Here is a 15,521-nt window from a genome sequence, read left to right on the forward strand (position 1 = left end):
CCGTGCGTGGTGTGGAGCCTAGACACCTCCACCACACCGGAGGTCTTCGCCATGATCAAGACCCAGCACCGTTAACAACGCTCGTGGTCAATACACCTAGGTCCCGGCCGCCACCCGCTCCAGCAGCGGCCGTACGACCCCGCTCGCGCGGACCGCCCGCAGCCGCCCCCGCATCCGGCGCAGGGCGTCCGTCACCCGGGCCGATTCCAGCTGCGGTACGACGTCCAGCACTTCGTGCCAGGCGGCGCAGGCCCGCTCCAGGTGCCCCTGGCCCAGGTGGAGTTCGGCGAGCCGGGCCGCCGTGACCGCCCGCGCACGCCGCTCGGCCGCCGGCCGGTGGTGCAGCGAGGCCCCGAGCGCGGCGATGGCGCCCCGGCCGTCGCCCAGCGCGGCCAGCGCCTCCGCCTGCTGGTGGCACAGGGCGGCCTGGTGGTAGTCGCCGATCGGCGCGCTCTGCCCCGCCGAGCGGTCCAGCAGCCGCTGGGCTCCCGCCAGATGGGAGACCGCGGCCCGCCGGTCCCCGCATGCGGCCTCCGCCACGGCCAGCTGCCCGGTGACGAAAGCCGCCTGGAGCGCAGGCAGCCGCCCCGCCTCCCGCGCGGCCGCCTCCGCGAGCTCCAGCGCCTGCATGCGGTGGCCGAGGTGGTGGGCCTGCACGCTCATCGCCCGCAGCACGGGCGCGTGGCACCGCGGGTCTCCGGCCTCCCTGCCCAGCCGCAGCGCCGCCCGGTAGTAGGCCTGGGCCACCCCGTGCTGGTTGCCGTCGAAGCACAGGAACCCGGCGGTGTAGGCCAGCCGGGAGGTGGCGCCGAGCAGCCGGTGGCGTACGGAGGGCGGTGCGTCGGCCCGCAGCCACGGGGCGACGGTGGTGGCGAGGTACGCGGTCAGGGCGGGCCGGGCGAGCCCGCTGCCGAACATCATGTCGGCGTTGCGGAAGACCGGGAGCACCGCCTCGGCGGCCCGTACGTGGTCCTGCCCGATCCGTACCCCGGCCCGCGCCCCGGTCTGCCCCGGATGGGCCGGCTGTTGCTCCTCGGGCGGTCGCCAGGCGGAGGAGTAGACCGGGATCTCGCCCAGTGCACCGACCCCGAAGTCCGGCCCGCAGTCGGGCAGTTGTGCCCCGGCCCGGGCGGCCGCGGCGAGGACGTCCGCTGCGTGCGCTCCGCCGCCGGGGCGCTCTCGCGCCCTCGCCCCGGCGGGCCGGGCGAGTCCGGTGTCGGTGGCGGCGATCCGGCGCCCGGTGCGCCGGCTCAGTGCCTCGGCGGCGAGGTCGACGACGTGGGCGGGCGGCCTGGTGCCCGCGAGCCAGTGGGAGACGGAGGTCCGGTCGTAGCTGAGGGTGAGGCCGGCCTCGGCCGCGATGCCGTTGACGGCGCGTGCGAAGTCCTGCCCGCTCCAGCGGGCTTCGATGAGGAGGGTGCGGAGTTGTCCGTTGGGGTCACGCTTCGCCATCCAGAACCGCCCAACTCGTACGTGTGTCCAGCGCTTCAACACGGTCGGAGATTCAACAGGGTGGGACAGGGACCCGTGTACCGGGTGGGGCCGCCCTGCCTCTAACTAAGACGTGTGCACACGGTGGCACCCGGTCACACCGGGTGTGCGTGGCGTGCGGGAGCGCGGCGGATCACGGACAAGCGGGATCGCTCCTTCCGATCGCCCCCGCACACGACGTGCGCGACGTGCGCGACCCGCACCCGGGCCGCTGCGCAGGACAGTCACCGACGCCGCATCCGGAGCCAGGAAGACCGACCGAGAGGACGTTCCGTCATGTCTGTCGACCCGACGACCGAAGAGAGCGCCGCACACCCGACCCGCAACGCCCGCCGGAGCCTCAGCACCGATGCGGCGCGGAACCTGGCGACCACCACCAAGTCCGCCCCGCAGATGCAGGGCATCAGCTCCCGCTGGCTGTTGAAGATCCTCCCGTGGGTCCAGACCAGCGGCGGCACCTACCGGGTCAACCGCACGGTCAGCTACACCCTCGGCGACGGGCGCATCAGCTTCGTCAAGACCGGGTCCGAACTCCGGGTCATCCCGCCCATGCTGCGCGAGCTGGGCATGCTGCGGCACTTCCCCGACGACGCGGTCGTCAAGTCGATCGCGGACCGGTTCGTCAAGGAGGAGTTCCGCAAGGGCGACGTGATCGTCCGCCGCGGCGAACCCGTCGACAAGATCTACCTGATCGCCCACGGCCGCATCGAGCGGCTCGGCGAGAGCGCGTACGGGGAGGAGGCGAGCCTCGGCGTCCTCAGCGACGGCGACCACTTCGGCCACCACCCGCTGCCGGACGCCCGCTGGGAGTTCACCGCCCGGGCCCAGACCGACGTGGTGACCATGACGTACAACCGCGGCGACTGGGACGGCGCGCTGAGCCGCTCCCCCGCCCTGCGCCGGCACGCCGAGGCCTACCTGGAGGCGGAGCGCGTGGGCCGCAAGGGCAGTGAGGCCGTGGACCTGTCCGCCGGCCACACCGGCGAGGTCATGCTGCCCGGCACGTACGTCGACTACGACCTGAGCCCCCGCGAGTACGAACTGAGCGTCGCCCAGACCGTGCTGCGCGTCCACACCCGCGTCGCGGACCTCTACAACCAGCCGATGAACCAGTCGGAGCAGCAGCTGCGCCTGACCATCGAGGCCCTGCGGGAGCGCCAGGAGAGCGAGCTGGTCAACCACCCGGAGTTCGGGCTGCTGCACAACGCCGACTACGAGCAGCGGATCTACGCCCGTTCCGGCCCGCCCACCCCGGACGACATGGACGAGCTGCTCAGCCGGCGGCGCGGCTCCCAGTACTTCCTCGCGCACCCGCGCACGATCGCCGCTTTCGGCCGCGAGTGCAGCCGGCGCGGGCTGTACCCGGCCTCCGTCGAGTTCCAGGGGCATTCGATGCCCTCCTGGCGCGGGGTACCGCTGCTGCCCTGCAACAAGATCCCGGTCACGAAGGAACGGACCAGTTCGATCCTGGTCATGCGTACCGGCGAGGACAACGAGGGGGTCATCGGGCTGCACCAGCTGGGCCTGCCGGACGAGTACCAGCCGGGCCTGTCCGTCCGGTTCATGAGCATCAACGAGCAGGCGATCGTCTCCTACCTGGTCACCGCCTACTACGCGGCGGCCATCTTGGTGCCCGACGCCGTCGGGGTGCTGGAGAACGTAGAGATCTCGCGCTTCGACGACTGAGGGCGGCGGCCGCATGAGCAGCACAGGGAACGCGCAGCCCTTCGAACTGCCCGAGTTCTACGTCCCGCACCCCGCCCGTCTCAACCCTCACCTGGCCCGCGCCCGCGCGCACGCCCTCGACTGGGCCCGCGCCATGGGCATGCTGGAGGGCTCCGGGGTCTGGGACCAGGCCGACCTGGAGGCCCACGACTACGCGCTGCTGTGCGCCTACACCCATCCCGAGTGCGATGCCTCGATGCTCTCGCTGGTCACCGACTGGTACGTGTGGGTGTTCTTCTTCGACGACTGGTTCCTGGAGGTCTTCAAGCGGCGCGGCGACCGGGAGGGCGGGCGCACCGCACTGGAGCGCCTGGCCCTGTTCATGCCCGGAGCCGCGCCCGCACGCGAGGCGCAGGGCCCGCAGCCCGGCAATCCGGTCGAGGCGGGGCTCGCCGATCTGTGGGCCAGGACCGTCCCCGGGCATTCGCCGGACTGGATCGCCCGTTTCTCGCTCAGCACCCGCAATCTCCTCGTGGAGTCCCTGTGGGAGCTCGACAACATCAGCATCGGCCGGATCGCCAATCCGGTCGAGTACGTCGAACAGCGCCGCAAGGTCGGCGGCGCGCCGTGGTCGGCGGGGCTCGTCGAGCACGCCGTGGGCGCCGAGGTGCCCGCCGCCGTCTCCGCCGAGCGGCCGCTGCGCGTGCTGCGCGACTGCTTCGCGGACTCGGTGCACTTCCGCAACGACCTGTTCTCCTACGAGCGCGAGGTCGGCCGGGAGGGCGAACTCAGCAACGGGGTGCTGGTACTGGAGACGTTCTTCGGGTGCACCACCCAGGAGGCGGCCGATCAGCTGAACCGGCTGCTCACCTCGCGGCTCCAGCAGTTCGAGCACACCTTCTTCGCCGAGCTGCCCCCGATGTCCGCGCGGGCCGGCCTGACTCCCGAGCAGGTGACGGCGGTGCTCACCTACGCCCGCGGGCTCCAGGACTGGCAGTCCGGCGGCCACGAGTGGCACCTGCGCTCCAGCCGCTACATGAACCGGCGGGCCGGCCTGCCCTCCGGACCCTCCGGGCTGGGCAGCGCCACCTCGGGCTTCAAGGCGCTGCTGGGCATCACCGGCGGCGCGGACCGCGTGCGGCGGCACACCCGCACCCCGCGCCCGGTGGGCCCGTCCGTGATCCCGGAGTTCTACCTGCCGTACCCGAACCGGCTCAACCCGCACCTGGAGGGCGCCCGCGGGCGGCTGGTGGAGTGGAACCGTGCGATGGGGATGTTCGACGAGGGCCTGTGGTGGGAGGAGAAGGCCGTCGACTTCGACTTCGCGCTGTGCTCGGCGGGCATCGACCCGAAGGCCTCGGCCGCGGACCTGGACGTCAGCGCGGCCTGGCTGAGCTGGGGCACGTACGCGGACGACCTCTACCCGCTCCGCTTCGGCGCCACCCGCGACCTGGCGGGGGCCAGGGCCCAGGACGCCCGGCTGCGCGCGCTCATGCCGCTGGAGCCCGGGGCGCCCACCGCTCCCCCGGCGAACGCGCTGGAGCGGGGGCTCGCCGACGTCTGGCTGCGCACGATCACGCCGATGGCGCCGGCCGGGCGGCGGATGTTCCGGGCGGCGATGGACGCCGTGCTCGACAGCTGGCTGTGGGAGGTGGACACCCAGGCGGCCCACCGGGTGCCGGACCCGGTGGACTACCTGGAGATGCGCCGGGTGACCTTCGGCTCTCCCATGACGGCCTCGCTGGCCCGGATGGCCCACATGGACGTCGTACCGGAGGCCGTGTACGAGAGTGCGGCGATGCAGTCGCTGGAGGCGGCGGCCTTCGACTGCTCGGCGCTGATGAACGACGTGTACTCGTACCAGAAGGAGGTGGAGTACGAGGGCGAGCTGCTCAACATGCTGGTCGTCACGGAGACCTTCTTCGGCTGCGACTACCGGACGGCGCTCGGGGTCGTGAACGATCTGGTGACCTCGCGGATGAAGCAGTTCGAGCACGTGCTGGCCGACGAGTTCCCCGCCATGTACCGGGACTTCGGGCTGGACGCGGCGGCGCGCGCGGCCCTGGACCGGTACGCGGACGAGCTCAAGCAGTGGATGGCCGCGATCGCCGCCTGGCACGCGCAGACCCGGCGCTACCGGGAGGAGGACCTGGAACGGCACCGCGCGCAGCGGACCGGACCGGTGGTGGTGGCGGCAGGCGCCGGTGCGCTGCCCCGGGCACCGCACCGGGCCGGGTGGGCGGGCGGCTGCTCGCCCGCCTCCAGGCGTGCGTCGACCCGGTAGAAGCCGAAGGTGCGGCGCGGGGTCGGGGCGCACGACGCCCCGCCTGGCCGAATGGACAAAAGTGCGTCGGCTGTACAAGTGCGATGATCGGCGGGCGGCCCGGGGCGGCCCGGGCCTTTCTCCGGAATGCGACATTCCCCTGGCCTTCCGGCAGATCTGACGCATAATCATCGCTACGCGGCCCGAAAGCACCCTTGGTCGCGCATGGACACGCATGCAAGGGGGGCATCGTGCCGATGAGGGATCCAGGCAGTGCCGGCACGCTGCCGGCGACGTCCGACGAGCTGTCCAGACTGCTGACCGCCGTCCGGCGGGGACGGGTCCTGACGATCACCGGGCGGTTCCGGGAGCCCCGGAGCCTGCTGGTGCGGGAGATCGCCGAGCGGCTCTCGTCCAACTTCTGCGACGGCGTCGCCGTGGTCGTGATCGACCGGCCGTTCGGCCTGCGCGAGCTGACGGCCGCGCTGGGCTGCGTACCGGGCATGCCCTTCCTGCCCTGCGGGACGGCGAACGCCTTTTCGTGGCTCGCGGAGCGGGACATGCTGCTCGTCCTGGACGGCACCGACCGGCTCGCGCCGCAGACGCTGGCCTGGCTGCGGAACCTGCTCACCGTGGCCCCGGGGCTGCGCATCCTGGCCGCGGGCCCGTCCCCGCTGGCCTTCGACGGGGAACGCGTACACCGCCTCTGATCGGGGGCCGGGGCGCGCCTAGGCCACCGACATCCGCCTCCACTCCTCGACCGGCAGGCCCAGGACCACCTCGTCGACGAAGGCTCCCGACACCCACGCGGAGCGCCGCAGGGTGCCCTCCAGGGTGAAGCCGGCGCGCGTCGCGGCGCTGATCATGGCGGCGTTGTCGGCGAGGGTGTCCACCTGGAGCCGGTTCAGCCCGCGCACGGTGAACCCGTAGCGGCACAGCAGCTGGACGACCTCCGCGCCGAGGCCGCGGCCTCGGCAGCCGGGCAGGAGGGAGATCCCGAGGTGGGCGCTGCGGTTGTGGGTGTCGATGCCCCACAGCACGGCATCGCCCGCGAGCGATCCGGAGGCGGCGTCGACCACCGAGAAGACCGCCACGTCGTCGGACGGGGCGGAGGGCTCGAACGGGGAGTGCCCGGCGCCGGCGGCGATCGGGCGCCACGGCCCGGATCCGGCGCGCGACCGCGTCGCCACGTCCTCGTACAGCCCGGCGTGGAGCACGGCTACGTCATCGGCGTGGCGGGCGCGCAGCCCGGCCAGGGTTCCCTGCATCACGGGGACTTCCTAGCCGTCGGCGCCGCCGCCCCGCAACCGGGTTTCCGGCGCCCGGTGCCCGCGTACGGGCCCGCGGACGGGTCCGCCCCGGTCGGCGACTGCCGACCGGGGCGGAACCTTCACGACGTCCAGACCTTACGCGAGGGTCGCGATCGCCTGGTTGAAGGTCGCGGACGGCCGCATGACCGCCGAGGCCTTGGCGGCGTCGGGCTGGTAGTACCCGCCGATGTCGGCCGGGTTGCCCTGGACGGCGATGAGCTCGCCGACGATGGTCTCCTCCTGCTCGCCCAGCGTCTTGGCGAGTGCCTCGAACGCGGTGGCCAGCGCGGCGTCGTCGGTCTGCTTGGCCAGCTCCTGCGCCCAGTACAGGGCGAGGTAGAAGTGGCTGCCGCGGTTGTCGATGCCGCCCAGCTTGCGGCTCGGCGACTTGTCCTCGTTGAGGAAGGTGCCGGTCGCGCGGTCCAGGGTGTCGGCCAGCACCTGGGCCCGGGCGTTGCCGGTGGTGGTCGCGAGGTGCTCGAAGGAGACGGCCAGCGCGAGGAACTCACCGAGGGAGTCCCAGCGCAGGTAGTCCTCCTTGACCAGCTGCTGGACGTGCTTCGGGGCGGAGCCGCCGGCGCCGGTCTCGAAGAGGCCGCCGCCGTTCATCAGCGGGACGACCGACAGCATCTTGGCGCTGGTGCCCAGCTCCAGGATCGGGAAGAGGTCGGTCAGGTAGTCGCGCAGCACGTTGCCGGTCACCGAGATGGTGTCCTCGCCGCGGCGGATGCGCTCCAGGGAGTACTTGGTGGCCTCGACCGGGGAGAGGATCTCGATGGTGAGACCGTCGGTGTCGTGGTCGGCGAGGTACGTCTTGACCTTGGCGATCAGCTGCGCGTCGTGCGCGCGGCCCTCGTCGAGCCAGAAGACGGCCGGGACGCCCGTGGCGCGGGCGCGGGTGACGGCCAGCTTGACCCAGTCCTGGATCGGCGCGTCCTTGGTCTGGCAGGCGCGGAAGATGTCGCCGGCGGCGACCTCCTGCTCCAGGACCGTGTTGCCCGCGGCGTCGACGAGGCGGACGGTGCCCGCGGCGGCGATCTCGAAGGTCTTGTCGTGGCTGCCGTACTCCTCGGCCTTCTGGGCCATGAGGCCGACGTTCGGCACCGAGCCCATGGTGGCCGGGTCGAAGGCGCCGTGCGCGCGGCAGTCGTCGATGACGACCTGGTAGACACCGGCGTAGCTGCTGTCCGGCAGGACGGCCAGGGTGTCGGCCTCGTTGCCGTCCGGGCCCCACATGTGGCCGGAGGTACGGATCATGGCCGGCATGGAGGCGTCGACGATGACGTCGGACGGGACGTGCAGGTTGGTGATGCCCTTGTCGGAGTCGACCATCGCGAGGGCCGGGCCCTCGGCGATCTCGGCGTCGAAGGAGGCCTTGATCGCGTCGGCGTCGGGCAGCGCGCCCAGGCCGTTCAGGATGGTGCCGAGGCCGTCGTTCGGGGAGAGGCCGGCGGCGGCCAGGGTCTCGCCGTAGCGGGCGAAGGTCTTCGGGAAGAAGGCGCGGACCACGTGGCCGAAGACGATGGGGTCGGAGACCTTCATCATCGTGGCCTTGAGGTGCACGGAGAACAGGACGCCCTCGGCCTTGGCACGCTCGATCTGGTCGTTCAGGAAGGTGCGAAGGGCGTCGACGTGCAGGACGGACGCGTCCACGACCTCACCGGCCAGGACCGGTACGGACGCGCGCAGGACGGTGGTGGCGCCGTCGGCGGCGACGTGCTCGATGCGGAGCGTGCCGGCCTCGGCGATCACGGCGGACTTCTCGGTGGAGCGGAAGTCGTTCTCGCCCATGGTGGCGACGTTCGTCTTCGACTCGGAGGTCCAGGCGCCCATGCGGTGCGGGTGGGCCTTGGCGTAGTTCTTGACCGAGGCCGGGGCGCGGCGGTCGGAGTTGCCCTCACGCAGGACCGGGTTGACGGCGCTGCCCTTGACCTTGTCGTAGCGGGCGCGGATCTCGCGCTCCTCGTCGGTCTTCGGGTCGTCCGGGTAGTCCGGGAGCGCGTAGCCCTGGCCCTGGAGCTCGGCGACCGCGGCCTTCAGCTGCGGGATCGAAGCCGAGATGTTGGGCAGCTTGATGATGTTCGCTTCCGGCGTCTTCGCCAGCTCGCCGAGCTCGGCGAGGGCATCGGCGATCCGCTGGCCCTCCTCGAGGTGCTCGGGGAAGCTCGCGATGATGCGACCGGCCAGGGAGATGTCACGGGTCTCGACATTCACACCGGCAGTCGACGCGTAGGCCTGGATCACAGGCAGGAAGGAATACGTCGCGAGGGCCGGGGCCTCGTCAGTGTGCGTGTAGATGATGGTCGAGTCAGTCACCGGATGCTCCGCTCCACAGTCTGCGTCTCTCGTCTGCAACATTGCTCGACATCAAGATATCTCGTGATCGGGCCGGTCCGGACAGCCCCCTGCCCGAGTCCCGGGGAGACGCGCGTCACCCCCGGCCCCGCGCGACCCCGCAGAACGGCGAAAACGCCGCCCCCGGCTGTTTCCAGCCGGGGGCGGCGCTCGGGCGACTCAGGCGCTCAGGCTTGCGGGCCTGGTCAGGCCTGGACGGCCTTCGGGTTCGGGCCGTACTGGTTCGGCTGCGGCTGGCCCTCGCTCGCCATGAGGACGAGGAGCCAGATGCCGCCGACCAGCGGGACGAGGGCGATGAACATCCACCAGCCGGACTTGCCGGTGTCGTGCAGGCGGCGGATGCCGACGGCCAGGCCCGGGAGGAAGACGGCCAGCGCGTAGATCGCGTAGAGGAGCGGGTAGGTGCCGATCGCGTTGTCCAGGACGGCAACGATGATCAGGGCGATCAGGTTGAAGAGGGTGAACATCCAGTACTCCTGCCGGCGGGCGCGGCCGGAGAAGACGGTGTACTTCTTCAGAACGTCGGTGTAGTAGTGCATGAGTCCCCCCAGAGGACGGTTCGTCGGCCCGTCCTGCTGGAGCAAGCCGAGGCAGAACTTATGCCCCGCTTATGTGGTGGTCAAGCCAGTTCCCGAGCAGCCGGGAGTGCCGCTCTCCTTCGGTTCATCGACCAAGAACACCGGCACCGGGCGCCACTTGGAACCCACCGGTGGTGTCAGGTCACATCGGGTGACGAAACAGGGGTGACAGGGCCCTATTTGTGAGGTTGGAGAGGCTCCTGATCCGCTCCGCGCCGGCAGGCGCGAGGGCTTGCAACTCCCGGAGCGGGCCCGTCCGCGCCCACATCGTTACGGCTCCGCGACCTGAACCCGCCGCCTCACGCACGGACGTCCCGCGCCGGGCGGATGGCCGGGCGCGGGACGCCGTGGAGTCGCGGGCGGTTCAGCCGATGTGGAACGGGTCCCCGTAGACCTTCCAGTCGAGCGGGGTGTTGAGGTTCAGGTTCCCCTTCTTGAGGAAGACCCGCTGCGCGGTGTCGACACGGCTGGTGTCGCTGTGCGCCTCCTCCTGCTTCATCGCCCAGACGCGGGCGTCGAGGAAGGCGTTCAGCCAGGTCGTCTCATTGCCGCCCTGCGCCGGGGGCTTGGCCTTGGACAGGGCCCGCTTGCGGATGTTGCGGAAGCTGGTGGAGTCGCCGCCGTCGCCGTGCATGACGATGGCGTCGTAGTAGATGAACTGGCCGAGCGTACCGACCCCGTCGGACTTGCCCTGCTGGACGGCGGGGTTGAAGTAGACCCGGTCGCGCTCGTGGTCCTGGGCCTTCTTGAACTCGCCGTCCTGGGCAGCCTTCGCCCAGTCCTTGGTGAAGTTCGGGTCGAGGCCGGCGTGCGAGTCGCTGCCGTCGACCTTGCGCAGGGCGGGCAGGTACTTGGCGAGCACGTTGCCGGGCTTGACCTGCGTGTAGTACTCGACGAGGTCGAGCATGTCGCCCGTGCCGGAACAGAAGCCGATGATGCCGGCCGTGTAGCCGCGGCCGTCGTCTATGTCCTCTATGTACTTGTACTGCGCCTTCCAGTCCAGCGAGGAGTTCTCCGCGCTGGAGACGATCTGCATGGCGATGTCCTTCTTCACCGGATCGTCGAGTCCGGCGGCCGCGGCCTGCGCAGCGGCGGCCGCCGGGGCGGAAGCGGGGGCGGGCGCCGCGGTGGCGTGGGCGGTCACCGGCACGGCGAGCAGGGCGCTGCCGAGCAGGGCACCGATGGCCATCCTCTTGCGGTGGGGGGTGAACACAAGACCTCCATGGGGGAGTTGAGGCTTACCCGACTTCGTTAGGAAACTTTACTACCAGAGCTCAGGGCAGCTCAATACCCGTGCACGCCATGGGTGCCGGTGGGGCCTGCGGTCAATCCGCGGCTCAGAGCCAGCCGTTGCGGCGGAAGCCCCGGTGGATGGCGAAGCAGGCGAGGGCCATGACCCCGACCACGATCGGGTAGCCGTACGTCCAGTGCAGCTCGGGCATGTTGTCGAAGTTCATGCCGTAGATCCCGCAGACCATGGTGGGCACGGCGACGATGGCCGCCCACGCCGTGATCTTGCGCATGTCCTCGTTCTGCGCGACGGTCACCTGCGCGAGGTGCGCCTGCAGGATGGAGTCGAGCAGGCCGTCGTACGCGCCGATCTGGTCGGTGGCCCGGGTCAGGTGGTCGGCGACGTCGCGGAAGTACGCACGGACCTCCGGCGGGATGACCGGTATCGGCTGCGTGGCCAGGTGCTGGAGCGGCCGGCTCAGCGGGGCCACCGCCCGGCGCAGCTCCAGCAGTTCGCGCTTGAGCTGGTAGATGCGGCCCGCGTCGCCGCGGCCGCCGTACTCGCTGAACACGGCGGTCTCGACGGCGTCGATGTCGTTCTGCACCGCGTCCGTGACGGCCACGTAGTCGTCGACGACGTGGTCGGCAATGGCGTGCAGAACCGACGCCGGCCCCTTGGCCAGTTGCTCCGGCTCCGCCTCCAGGCTCTCGCGGACGGGGCCGAGCGTGCCGTGGCCGCCGTGCCGGATGGTGATGACGAAGTCGTCGCCGGTGAACGCCATCAGCTCGCCGGTCTCCACGACCTCGCTCGTCGCGGTGAGCTCCTCGTGCTCCACGTAGCGCACGGTCTTGAAGACGGAGAACAGTATGTCGTCGTACCGCTCCACCTTGGGGCGCTGGTGCGCGTTCACGGCGTCCTCGACGGCGAGGGGGTGCAGGCCGAACAGCTCCGCGAGCCCGGCGAGCTCCTCCTTCGCCGGTTCGTGCAGGCCGATCCAGACGAACCCGTCGCCCGTCTTGCGGACCCGCCGCAGCGCCTCCTCGACCTCGGCGCAGCCGTCCTGCCGGGCGCCGTCCACGTAGACCACGCAGTTGACCACCGCACTGCCGAGCGGGGAGCGGGACGGGTGGCTCAGATCGACGGCCCGCCGGTAGCCGCGACGCACGGCCCGGCGCAAGTTGCTGAACATGGACAACGAGGTACTTCCCTTCGGCGGATCAGCGGCCAGTCTGCCACCGTCGCCGATCGGCCCCGTCAGACCCGGTCGATGAACACGCTCGTCGACTTCACTCGGGCCACGGCCCGGGCGCCCACCTCGAGGCCGAGCTCCTCCACCGCCTCCCGCGTCAGCAGCGACACGATGCGGTGGGGACCGGCCTGGATCTCGACCTGGGCGTCGACGGTACCGAGCTTGACGGCGGTGACGATGCCCGGGAAGGCGTTGCGCGCCGAGGTGTACGGGGCGTCCTCGGCCTCGCCGCCCTCCTGGGCGGCCTCCACGCAGAACGCGGCCAGGTCCGGCCCGTCCACCATCCGCCGCGCGCCCTCCCGCCGGGTGGGGAACCGCTCGGCATCCGCCCAGCGCCGGGCCGTGTCGACGCTCACACCGAGCAGTCGCGCAGCCTGGCCGATCGTGTAGGACTCCATGACCGCAGCTTAAAGGGGCATACGACCTCGATCCCACGGACACCCCTAAGTGCGCCGCACCCCGTCCTGGCGGAGTGCTCCGGCCGCCGCGGCCGCGATCACCTCCGCCACCGCCGACAGCGCCGGGGAGTCGAGCTTCCACTGCTGCCAGTACAGCGGCACGTCCAGCGGCCGCCCCGGCACCAGCAGCACCAGCCCGCCCGCGCGCACCAGCGGCTCCGCCTGCGGCTCGGGCACCAGTCCCCAGCCCAGCCCCGCCGCCACCGCATCGCAGAACCCCTCCGAGGTCGGCACGTGGTGGCGCAGCGGGCCCGCCCCCGCGTCCTGATCACCGGTCAGCGACCGTACGAACACGTCCTGGAGCACGTCGCGCCGGTCGAACACGATCACCGGGGCCTCCCGCAGGCCGTCCTCGAGCGCCCCGGCCAGGTGGCGCGCCAGGAACCCGGGGCTCGCCACCGGCAGGTACCGCGCCAGCCCGAGCCTGCGTACGGTGCACCCCGCCACCGGGTCCGGCGAGGAGGTGACCGCCGCCATCACCTGGCCCTCGCGCAGCAGCGCCGTCGTGTGCGACTCGTCCTCCCGGTGCAGTTCGAAGAAGACCGGCGGATCCTGCGGCACCTGCGTGAGCGCCGGCAGGAACCAGGTGGCGAGGGAGTCCGCGTTGACGGCGATCGGCAGCCGCACCGGGCCGCCCGACTCCTGCGCCATCCCGAGCTCGGCGCGTGCGTCCCGCTCCAGCCGGGCCAGCTGCCGGGCGAACCGGACCACCACCTGCCCGGACTCGGTCGCCCGGACCGGCTTCGTGCGCATCAGCAGCACCCGCCCGGTCCGCTGTTCCAGCGCCTTGACCCGCTGGCTGACGGCGGACGGGGTCACGTGCAGGGCCGCGGCCGCCGCGTCGAAGGTGCCCTCGTCCACCACGGCGAGCAGGGTCCGTACCTGGTCCAGGGGAAGCTCATCCATCACGAGCGCTAAGGGTACGTAAAAATCTTTAGCTGTACTGAATCCACACCGCTGCCTACGGTCGGAAACATGACACACGGCATCATCGCGGCGGCACTCGCCGGCTTCGGCACCGGACTCTCCCTCATCGTCGCCATCGGCGCACAGAACGCCTTCGTCCTGCGGCAGGGGGCCCGTCGGCAGGCCGTCCTCGCCGTGGTCGCGATCTGCGCCGTCTCCGACGCGGCCCTCATCACCCTCGGCGTCGCCGGGGTCGGCGCCTTCGTCACCGCGTGGCCGGCCGCCCTGACCGCGGTCGCCATCGCCGGCGGCGCCTTCCTGGTCTGCTACGGATTCCTCGCCGCCCGCCGGGTGCTGCGGCCCACGCCGGGCGCCGCCCTGGACACCGAGGGGGCCGCCGCCGGGTCCCGCCGCCGGGCCGTGCTGACCTGCCTGGCCATGACCTGGCTCAACCCGCACGTGTACCTGGACACCGTCCTGCTGCTCGGCTCCCTCGCCGCCGACCGCGGGGACCTGCGCTGGGCCTTCGGCATCGGGGCCGGGCTGGCCAGCCTGATCTGGTTCGGCACGCTCGGCTACGGCGCCCGGCTGCTCGGCGGTCTGCTCTCGCGCCCCTCGGCCTGGCGGGTGCTGGACGGGCTCGTCGCGGCGACCATGGTCACGATGGGCGGGATGCTCCTGGCCCGGGCCTGACCGCGGAACGCGGACGCGGCGGGCCCGCGCGGGGTACGGATCCGCCCCGTGGGTCCGCCCCGGATCCGCACGACCACAGGAGTCCGCAGTGCCCGACAGACCGCCCGAACACCCCTCCCCCGACGCAGTGCGCGCGTACTACGCCGCCCGGCCGTCCCCGCTCGTCGCCGCCACCGGGATCGTGCTGGACTGCGCCGGGCGGGTCCTCGTACTGACGCCCTCGTACAAGGCGGACCTGGAACTGCCGGGCGGCACGGTCGAGGACACCGAGACCCCGGAGGAAGGGCTGGCCCGCGAGCTGAAGGAGGAGCTGGACCTGTCCGTGCCCGTCGGCCGGCTGCTCGCCGTGGACTCCCGGCGGCCCGGCGCCCTCGGCCGCTCGCTCATCGCCCACGTCCACCTCGTCGGGCCGCTCTCGCCGGAGCAGGCCGCCGCGATCTCCTTCGCGGACGGCGAGGTCGCCGCCGCCCGCTGGCTCCCGCCGGAGGAGGCGTACGCGGCGCTGCCGGCCCGGATCGCACCCCGGCTGCGCGCCGCCCTGGACGCCCTGCACGCCGGGTCGCTCGCGCACCTCGTCGACGGCGTGGCCCAGCCCGGCTCGCCGGCCGGGCTGGATCCGGCGCGGCGCACGGCCCTCGAACACGCGGGTTCCTTCGACGCCGCGAGCCACCGGGCCGCCCGCCCCAAGGCCCTCACCGCGGCGAGCGTGCTGTTCACCGACTCCGCCGGCGGGATCCTGCTGGTGGAGCCCTCGTACGGCAGGCCGGGCCGGTGGAACCTGCCGGGCGGCGGGATCGACAGCGACCTGGGCGAGACCCCTCGGGCCGCCGCCCGGCGGGAGGTGCAGGAGGAACTGGGCCTCGACCTCGAGCCGGGCCGGTTGCTCGGCGTCAACTGGGCCCACAAGCCCGGCTATCCGGCCCGCATCCGCTTCCTGTACGACGGCGGGGTCCTGGACGGCGCCACGCTGGCCCGGATCCGGCTCGCCCCGTTCGAACTGCTCCGGTGGCGGGCGGTGCCGGCCGCGGAGCTGCGCCCCCTGGTCAAACCGTCCCTGCGCCGCCAGATCGAGGCCTGCCTGCGGGCCCGCGCCGAGGGCACGGGACCGCTGGAGCTCCACGCCGGCCGTCCGGCCGGCGCCCCCCGCCGGAGGAAGAAGGGCGCCCGGGGGAAGGCGGACAAGGGGAAGCGGTAGCAGAAACGAACGCTCCACTGGTCCATCCGGACGGCATCGTGGCGTGGCGCGCGGGTGACGGGGCCGGCTCACGCATCGTCGAACCAGACAGTCCACGCACACGCACACGCGCACGCACTCTCGCCAG

The 15,521-nt window shown here is 72.1% G+C and carries 13 protein-coding genes; 5 read left to right on the plus strand and 8 right to left on the minus strand.

The features are described from left to right. Positions 1-96: 96 nt before the first annotated feature. Positions 97-1,452, minus strand: a complete 1,356-nt coding sequence (locus ACFYXK_RS28550) for a hypothetical protein (RefSeq protein WP_389413711.1) — start codon at positions 1,450-1,452, stop codon at positions 97-99. Between the two features lie 315 nt (positions 1,453-1,767). Here ACFYXK_RS28550 and ACFYXK_RS28555 point away from each other — a divergent pair, with 315 nt between their 5' ends. The 3 genes from ACFYXK_RS28555 to ACFYXK_RS28565 all read left to right on the plus strand — a co-directional run bounded on the left by ACFYXK_RS28555 (position 1,768) and on the right by ACFYXK_RS28565 (position 6,129). Next, positions 1,768-3,177, plus strand: a complete 1,410-nt coding sequence (locus ACFYXK_RS28555) for a family 2B encapsulin nanocompartment shell protein (protein WP_389413712.1) — start codon at positions 1,768-1,770, stop codon at positions 3,175-3,177. Positions 3,178-3,190: 13 nt separating this feature from the next. Beyond that, entirely contained in the window at positions 3,191-5,440 is a 2,250-nt protein-coding gene (locus ACFYXK_RS28560) for a germacradienol/geosmin synthase (RefSeq protein WP_389413713.1), read from the plus strand. 230 nt (positions 5,441-5,670) lie between these two features. Next, a complete protein-coding gene (locus ACFYXK_RS28565; protein ID WP_389413714.1) occupies positions 5,671-6,129 on the plus strand; it encodes a hypothetical protein in 459 nt (152 codons plus the stop codon). A gap of 18 nt (positions 6,130-6,147) precedes the next feature. Here the strand turns inward: ACFYXK_RS28565 and ACFYXK_RS28570 are convergent, their stop codons facing one another. The 7 genes from ACFYXK_RS28570 to ACFYXK_RS28600 form a co-directional block, all read right to left on the minus strand. Beyond that, entirely contained in the window at positions 6,148-6,690 is a 543-nt protein-coding gene (locus tag ACFYXK_RS28570) for a GNAT family N-acetyltransferase (RefSeq protein WP_389413715.1), read from the minus strand. 135 nt (positions 6,691-6,825) lie between these two features. Further along, the gene (locus ACFYXK_RS28575; protein WP_389413716.1) at positions 6,826-9,045 is read right to left on the minus strand and encodes an NADP-dependent isocitrate dehydrogenase; all 2,220 of its coding nucleotides are present in this window, start codon (positions 9,043-9,045) and stop codon (positions 6,826-6,828) included. A 224-nt stretch (positions 9,046-9,269) separates the two neighbouring features. Continuing rightward, on the minus strand, positions 9,270-9,623 hold the full coding sequence (locus ACFYXK_RS28580; RefSeq protein ID WP_389413717.1) for a DUF805 domain-containing protein: 354 nt from the start codon (positions 9,621-9,623) through the stop codon (positions 9,270-9,272). A gap of 403 nt (positions 9,624-10,026) precedes the next feature. Then, positions 10,027-10,851, minus strand: a complete 825-nt coding sequence (locus ACFYXK_RS28585) for a chitosanase (protein ID WP_389413796.1) — start codon at positions 10,849-10,851, stop codon at positions 10,027-10,029. Positions 10,852-10,999: 148 nt separating this feature from the next. Beyond that, a complete protein-coding gene (gene corA, locus ACFYXK_RS28590; RefSeq protein ID WP_389413718.1) occupies positions 11,000-12,082 on the minus strand; it encodes a magnesium/cobalt transporter CorA in 1,083 nt (360 codons plus the stop codon). 65 nt (positions 12,083-12,147) lie between these two features. Continuing rightward, positions 12,148-12,540, minus strand: a complete 393-nt coding sequence (locus ACFYXK_RS28595; protein WP_389413719.1) for a molybdopterin-binding protein — start codon at positions 12,538-12,540, stop codon at positions 12,148-12,150. A 45-nt stretch (positions 12,541-12,585) separates the two neighbouring features. Continuing rightward, the gene (locus ACFYXK_RS28600) at positions 12,586-13,506 is read right to left on the minus strand and encodes a LysR family transcriptional regulator ArgP (protein WP_389413720.1); all 921 of its coding nucleotides are present in this window, start codon (positions 13,504-13,506) and stop codon (positions 12,586-12,588) included. A gap of 69 nt (positions 13,507-13,575) precedes the next feature. On the opposite strand from ACFYXK_RS28600, the gene ACFYXK_RS28605 reads away from it, so the two are divergent. Both ACFYXK_RS28605 and ACFYXK_RS28610 read left to right on the plus strand, forming a co-directional pair. After that, the gene (locus tag ACFYXK_RS28605; RefSeq protein WP_389413721.1) at positions 13,576-14,199 is read left to right on the plus strand and encodes a LysE/ArgO family amino acid transporter; all 624 of its coding nucleotides are present in this window, start codon (positions 13,576-13,578) and stop codon (positions 14,197-14,199) included. 88 nt (positions 14,200-14,287) lie between these two features. After that, entirely contained in the window at positions 14,288-15,394 is a 1,107-nt protein-coding gene (locus ACFYXK_RS28610) for an NUDIX domain-containing protein (RefSeq protein ID WP_389413722.1), read from the plus strand. Positions 15,395-15,521 lie beyond the last annotated feature (127 nt).

This window comes from Streptomyces sp. NPDC002209 (assembly GCF_042890265.1).
Classification (GTDB): domain Bacteria; phylum Actinomycetota; class Actinomycetes; order Streptomycetales; family Streptomycetaceae; genus Streptomyces.

Bases quoted from the DNA above. Each gene is read 5' to 3' on its own strand.
- ACFYXK_RS28550 (WP_389413711.1), bottom strand. From the start codon at position 1,452: ATGGCGAAGCGTGACCCCAACGGACAACTCCGCACCCTCCTCATCGAA.
- ACFYXK_RS28555 (WP_389413712.1), top strand. From the start codon at position 1,768: ATGTCTGTCGACCCGACGACCGAAGAGAGCGCCGCACACCCGACCCGC.
- ACFYXK_RS28560 (WP_389413713.1), top strand. From the start codon at position 3,191: ATGAGCAGCACAGGGAACGCGCAGCCCTTCGAACTGCCCGAGTTCTAC.
- ACFYXK_RS28580 (WP_389413717.1), bottom strand. From the start codon at position 9,623: ATGCACTACTACACCGACGTTCTGAAGAAGTACACCGTCTTCTCCGGC.
- ACFYXK_RS28585 (WP_389413796.1), bottom strand. From the start codon at position 10,851: ATGGCCATCGGTGCCCTGCTCGGCAGCGCCCTGCTCGCCGTGCCGGTG.
- corA (WP_389413718.1), bottom strand. From the start codon at position 12,082: ATGTTCAGCAACTTGCGCCGGGCCGTGCGTCGCGGCTACCGGCGGGCC.
- ACFYXK_RS28595 (WP_389413719.1), bottom strand. From the start codon at position 12,540: ATGGAGTCCTACACGATCGGCCAGGCTGCGCGACTGCTCGGTGTGAGC.
- ACFYXK_RS28600 (WP_389413720.1), bottom strand. From the start codon at position 13,506: ATGGATGAGCTTCCCCTGGACCAGGTACGGACCCTGCTCGCCGTGGTG.
- ACFYXK_RS28605 (WP_389413721.1), top strand. From the start codon at position 13,576: ATGACACACGGCATCATCGCGGCGGCACTCGCCGGCTTCGGCACCGGA.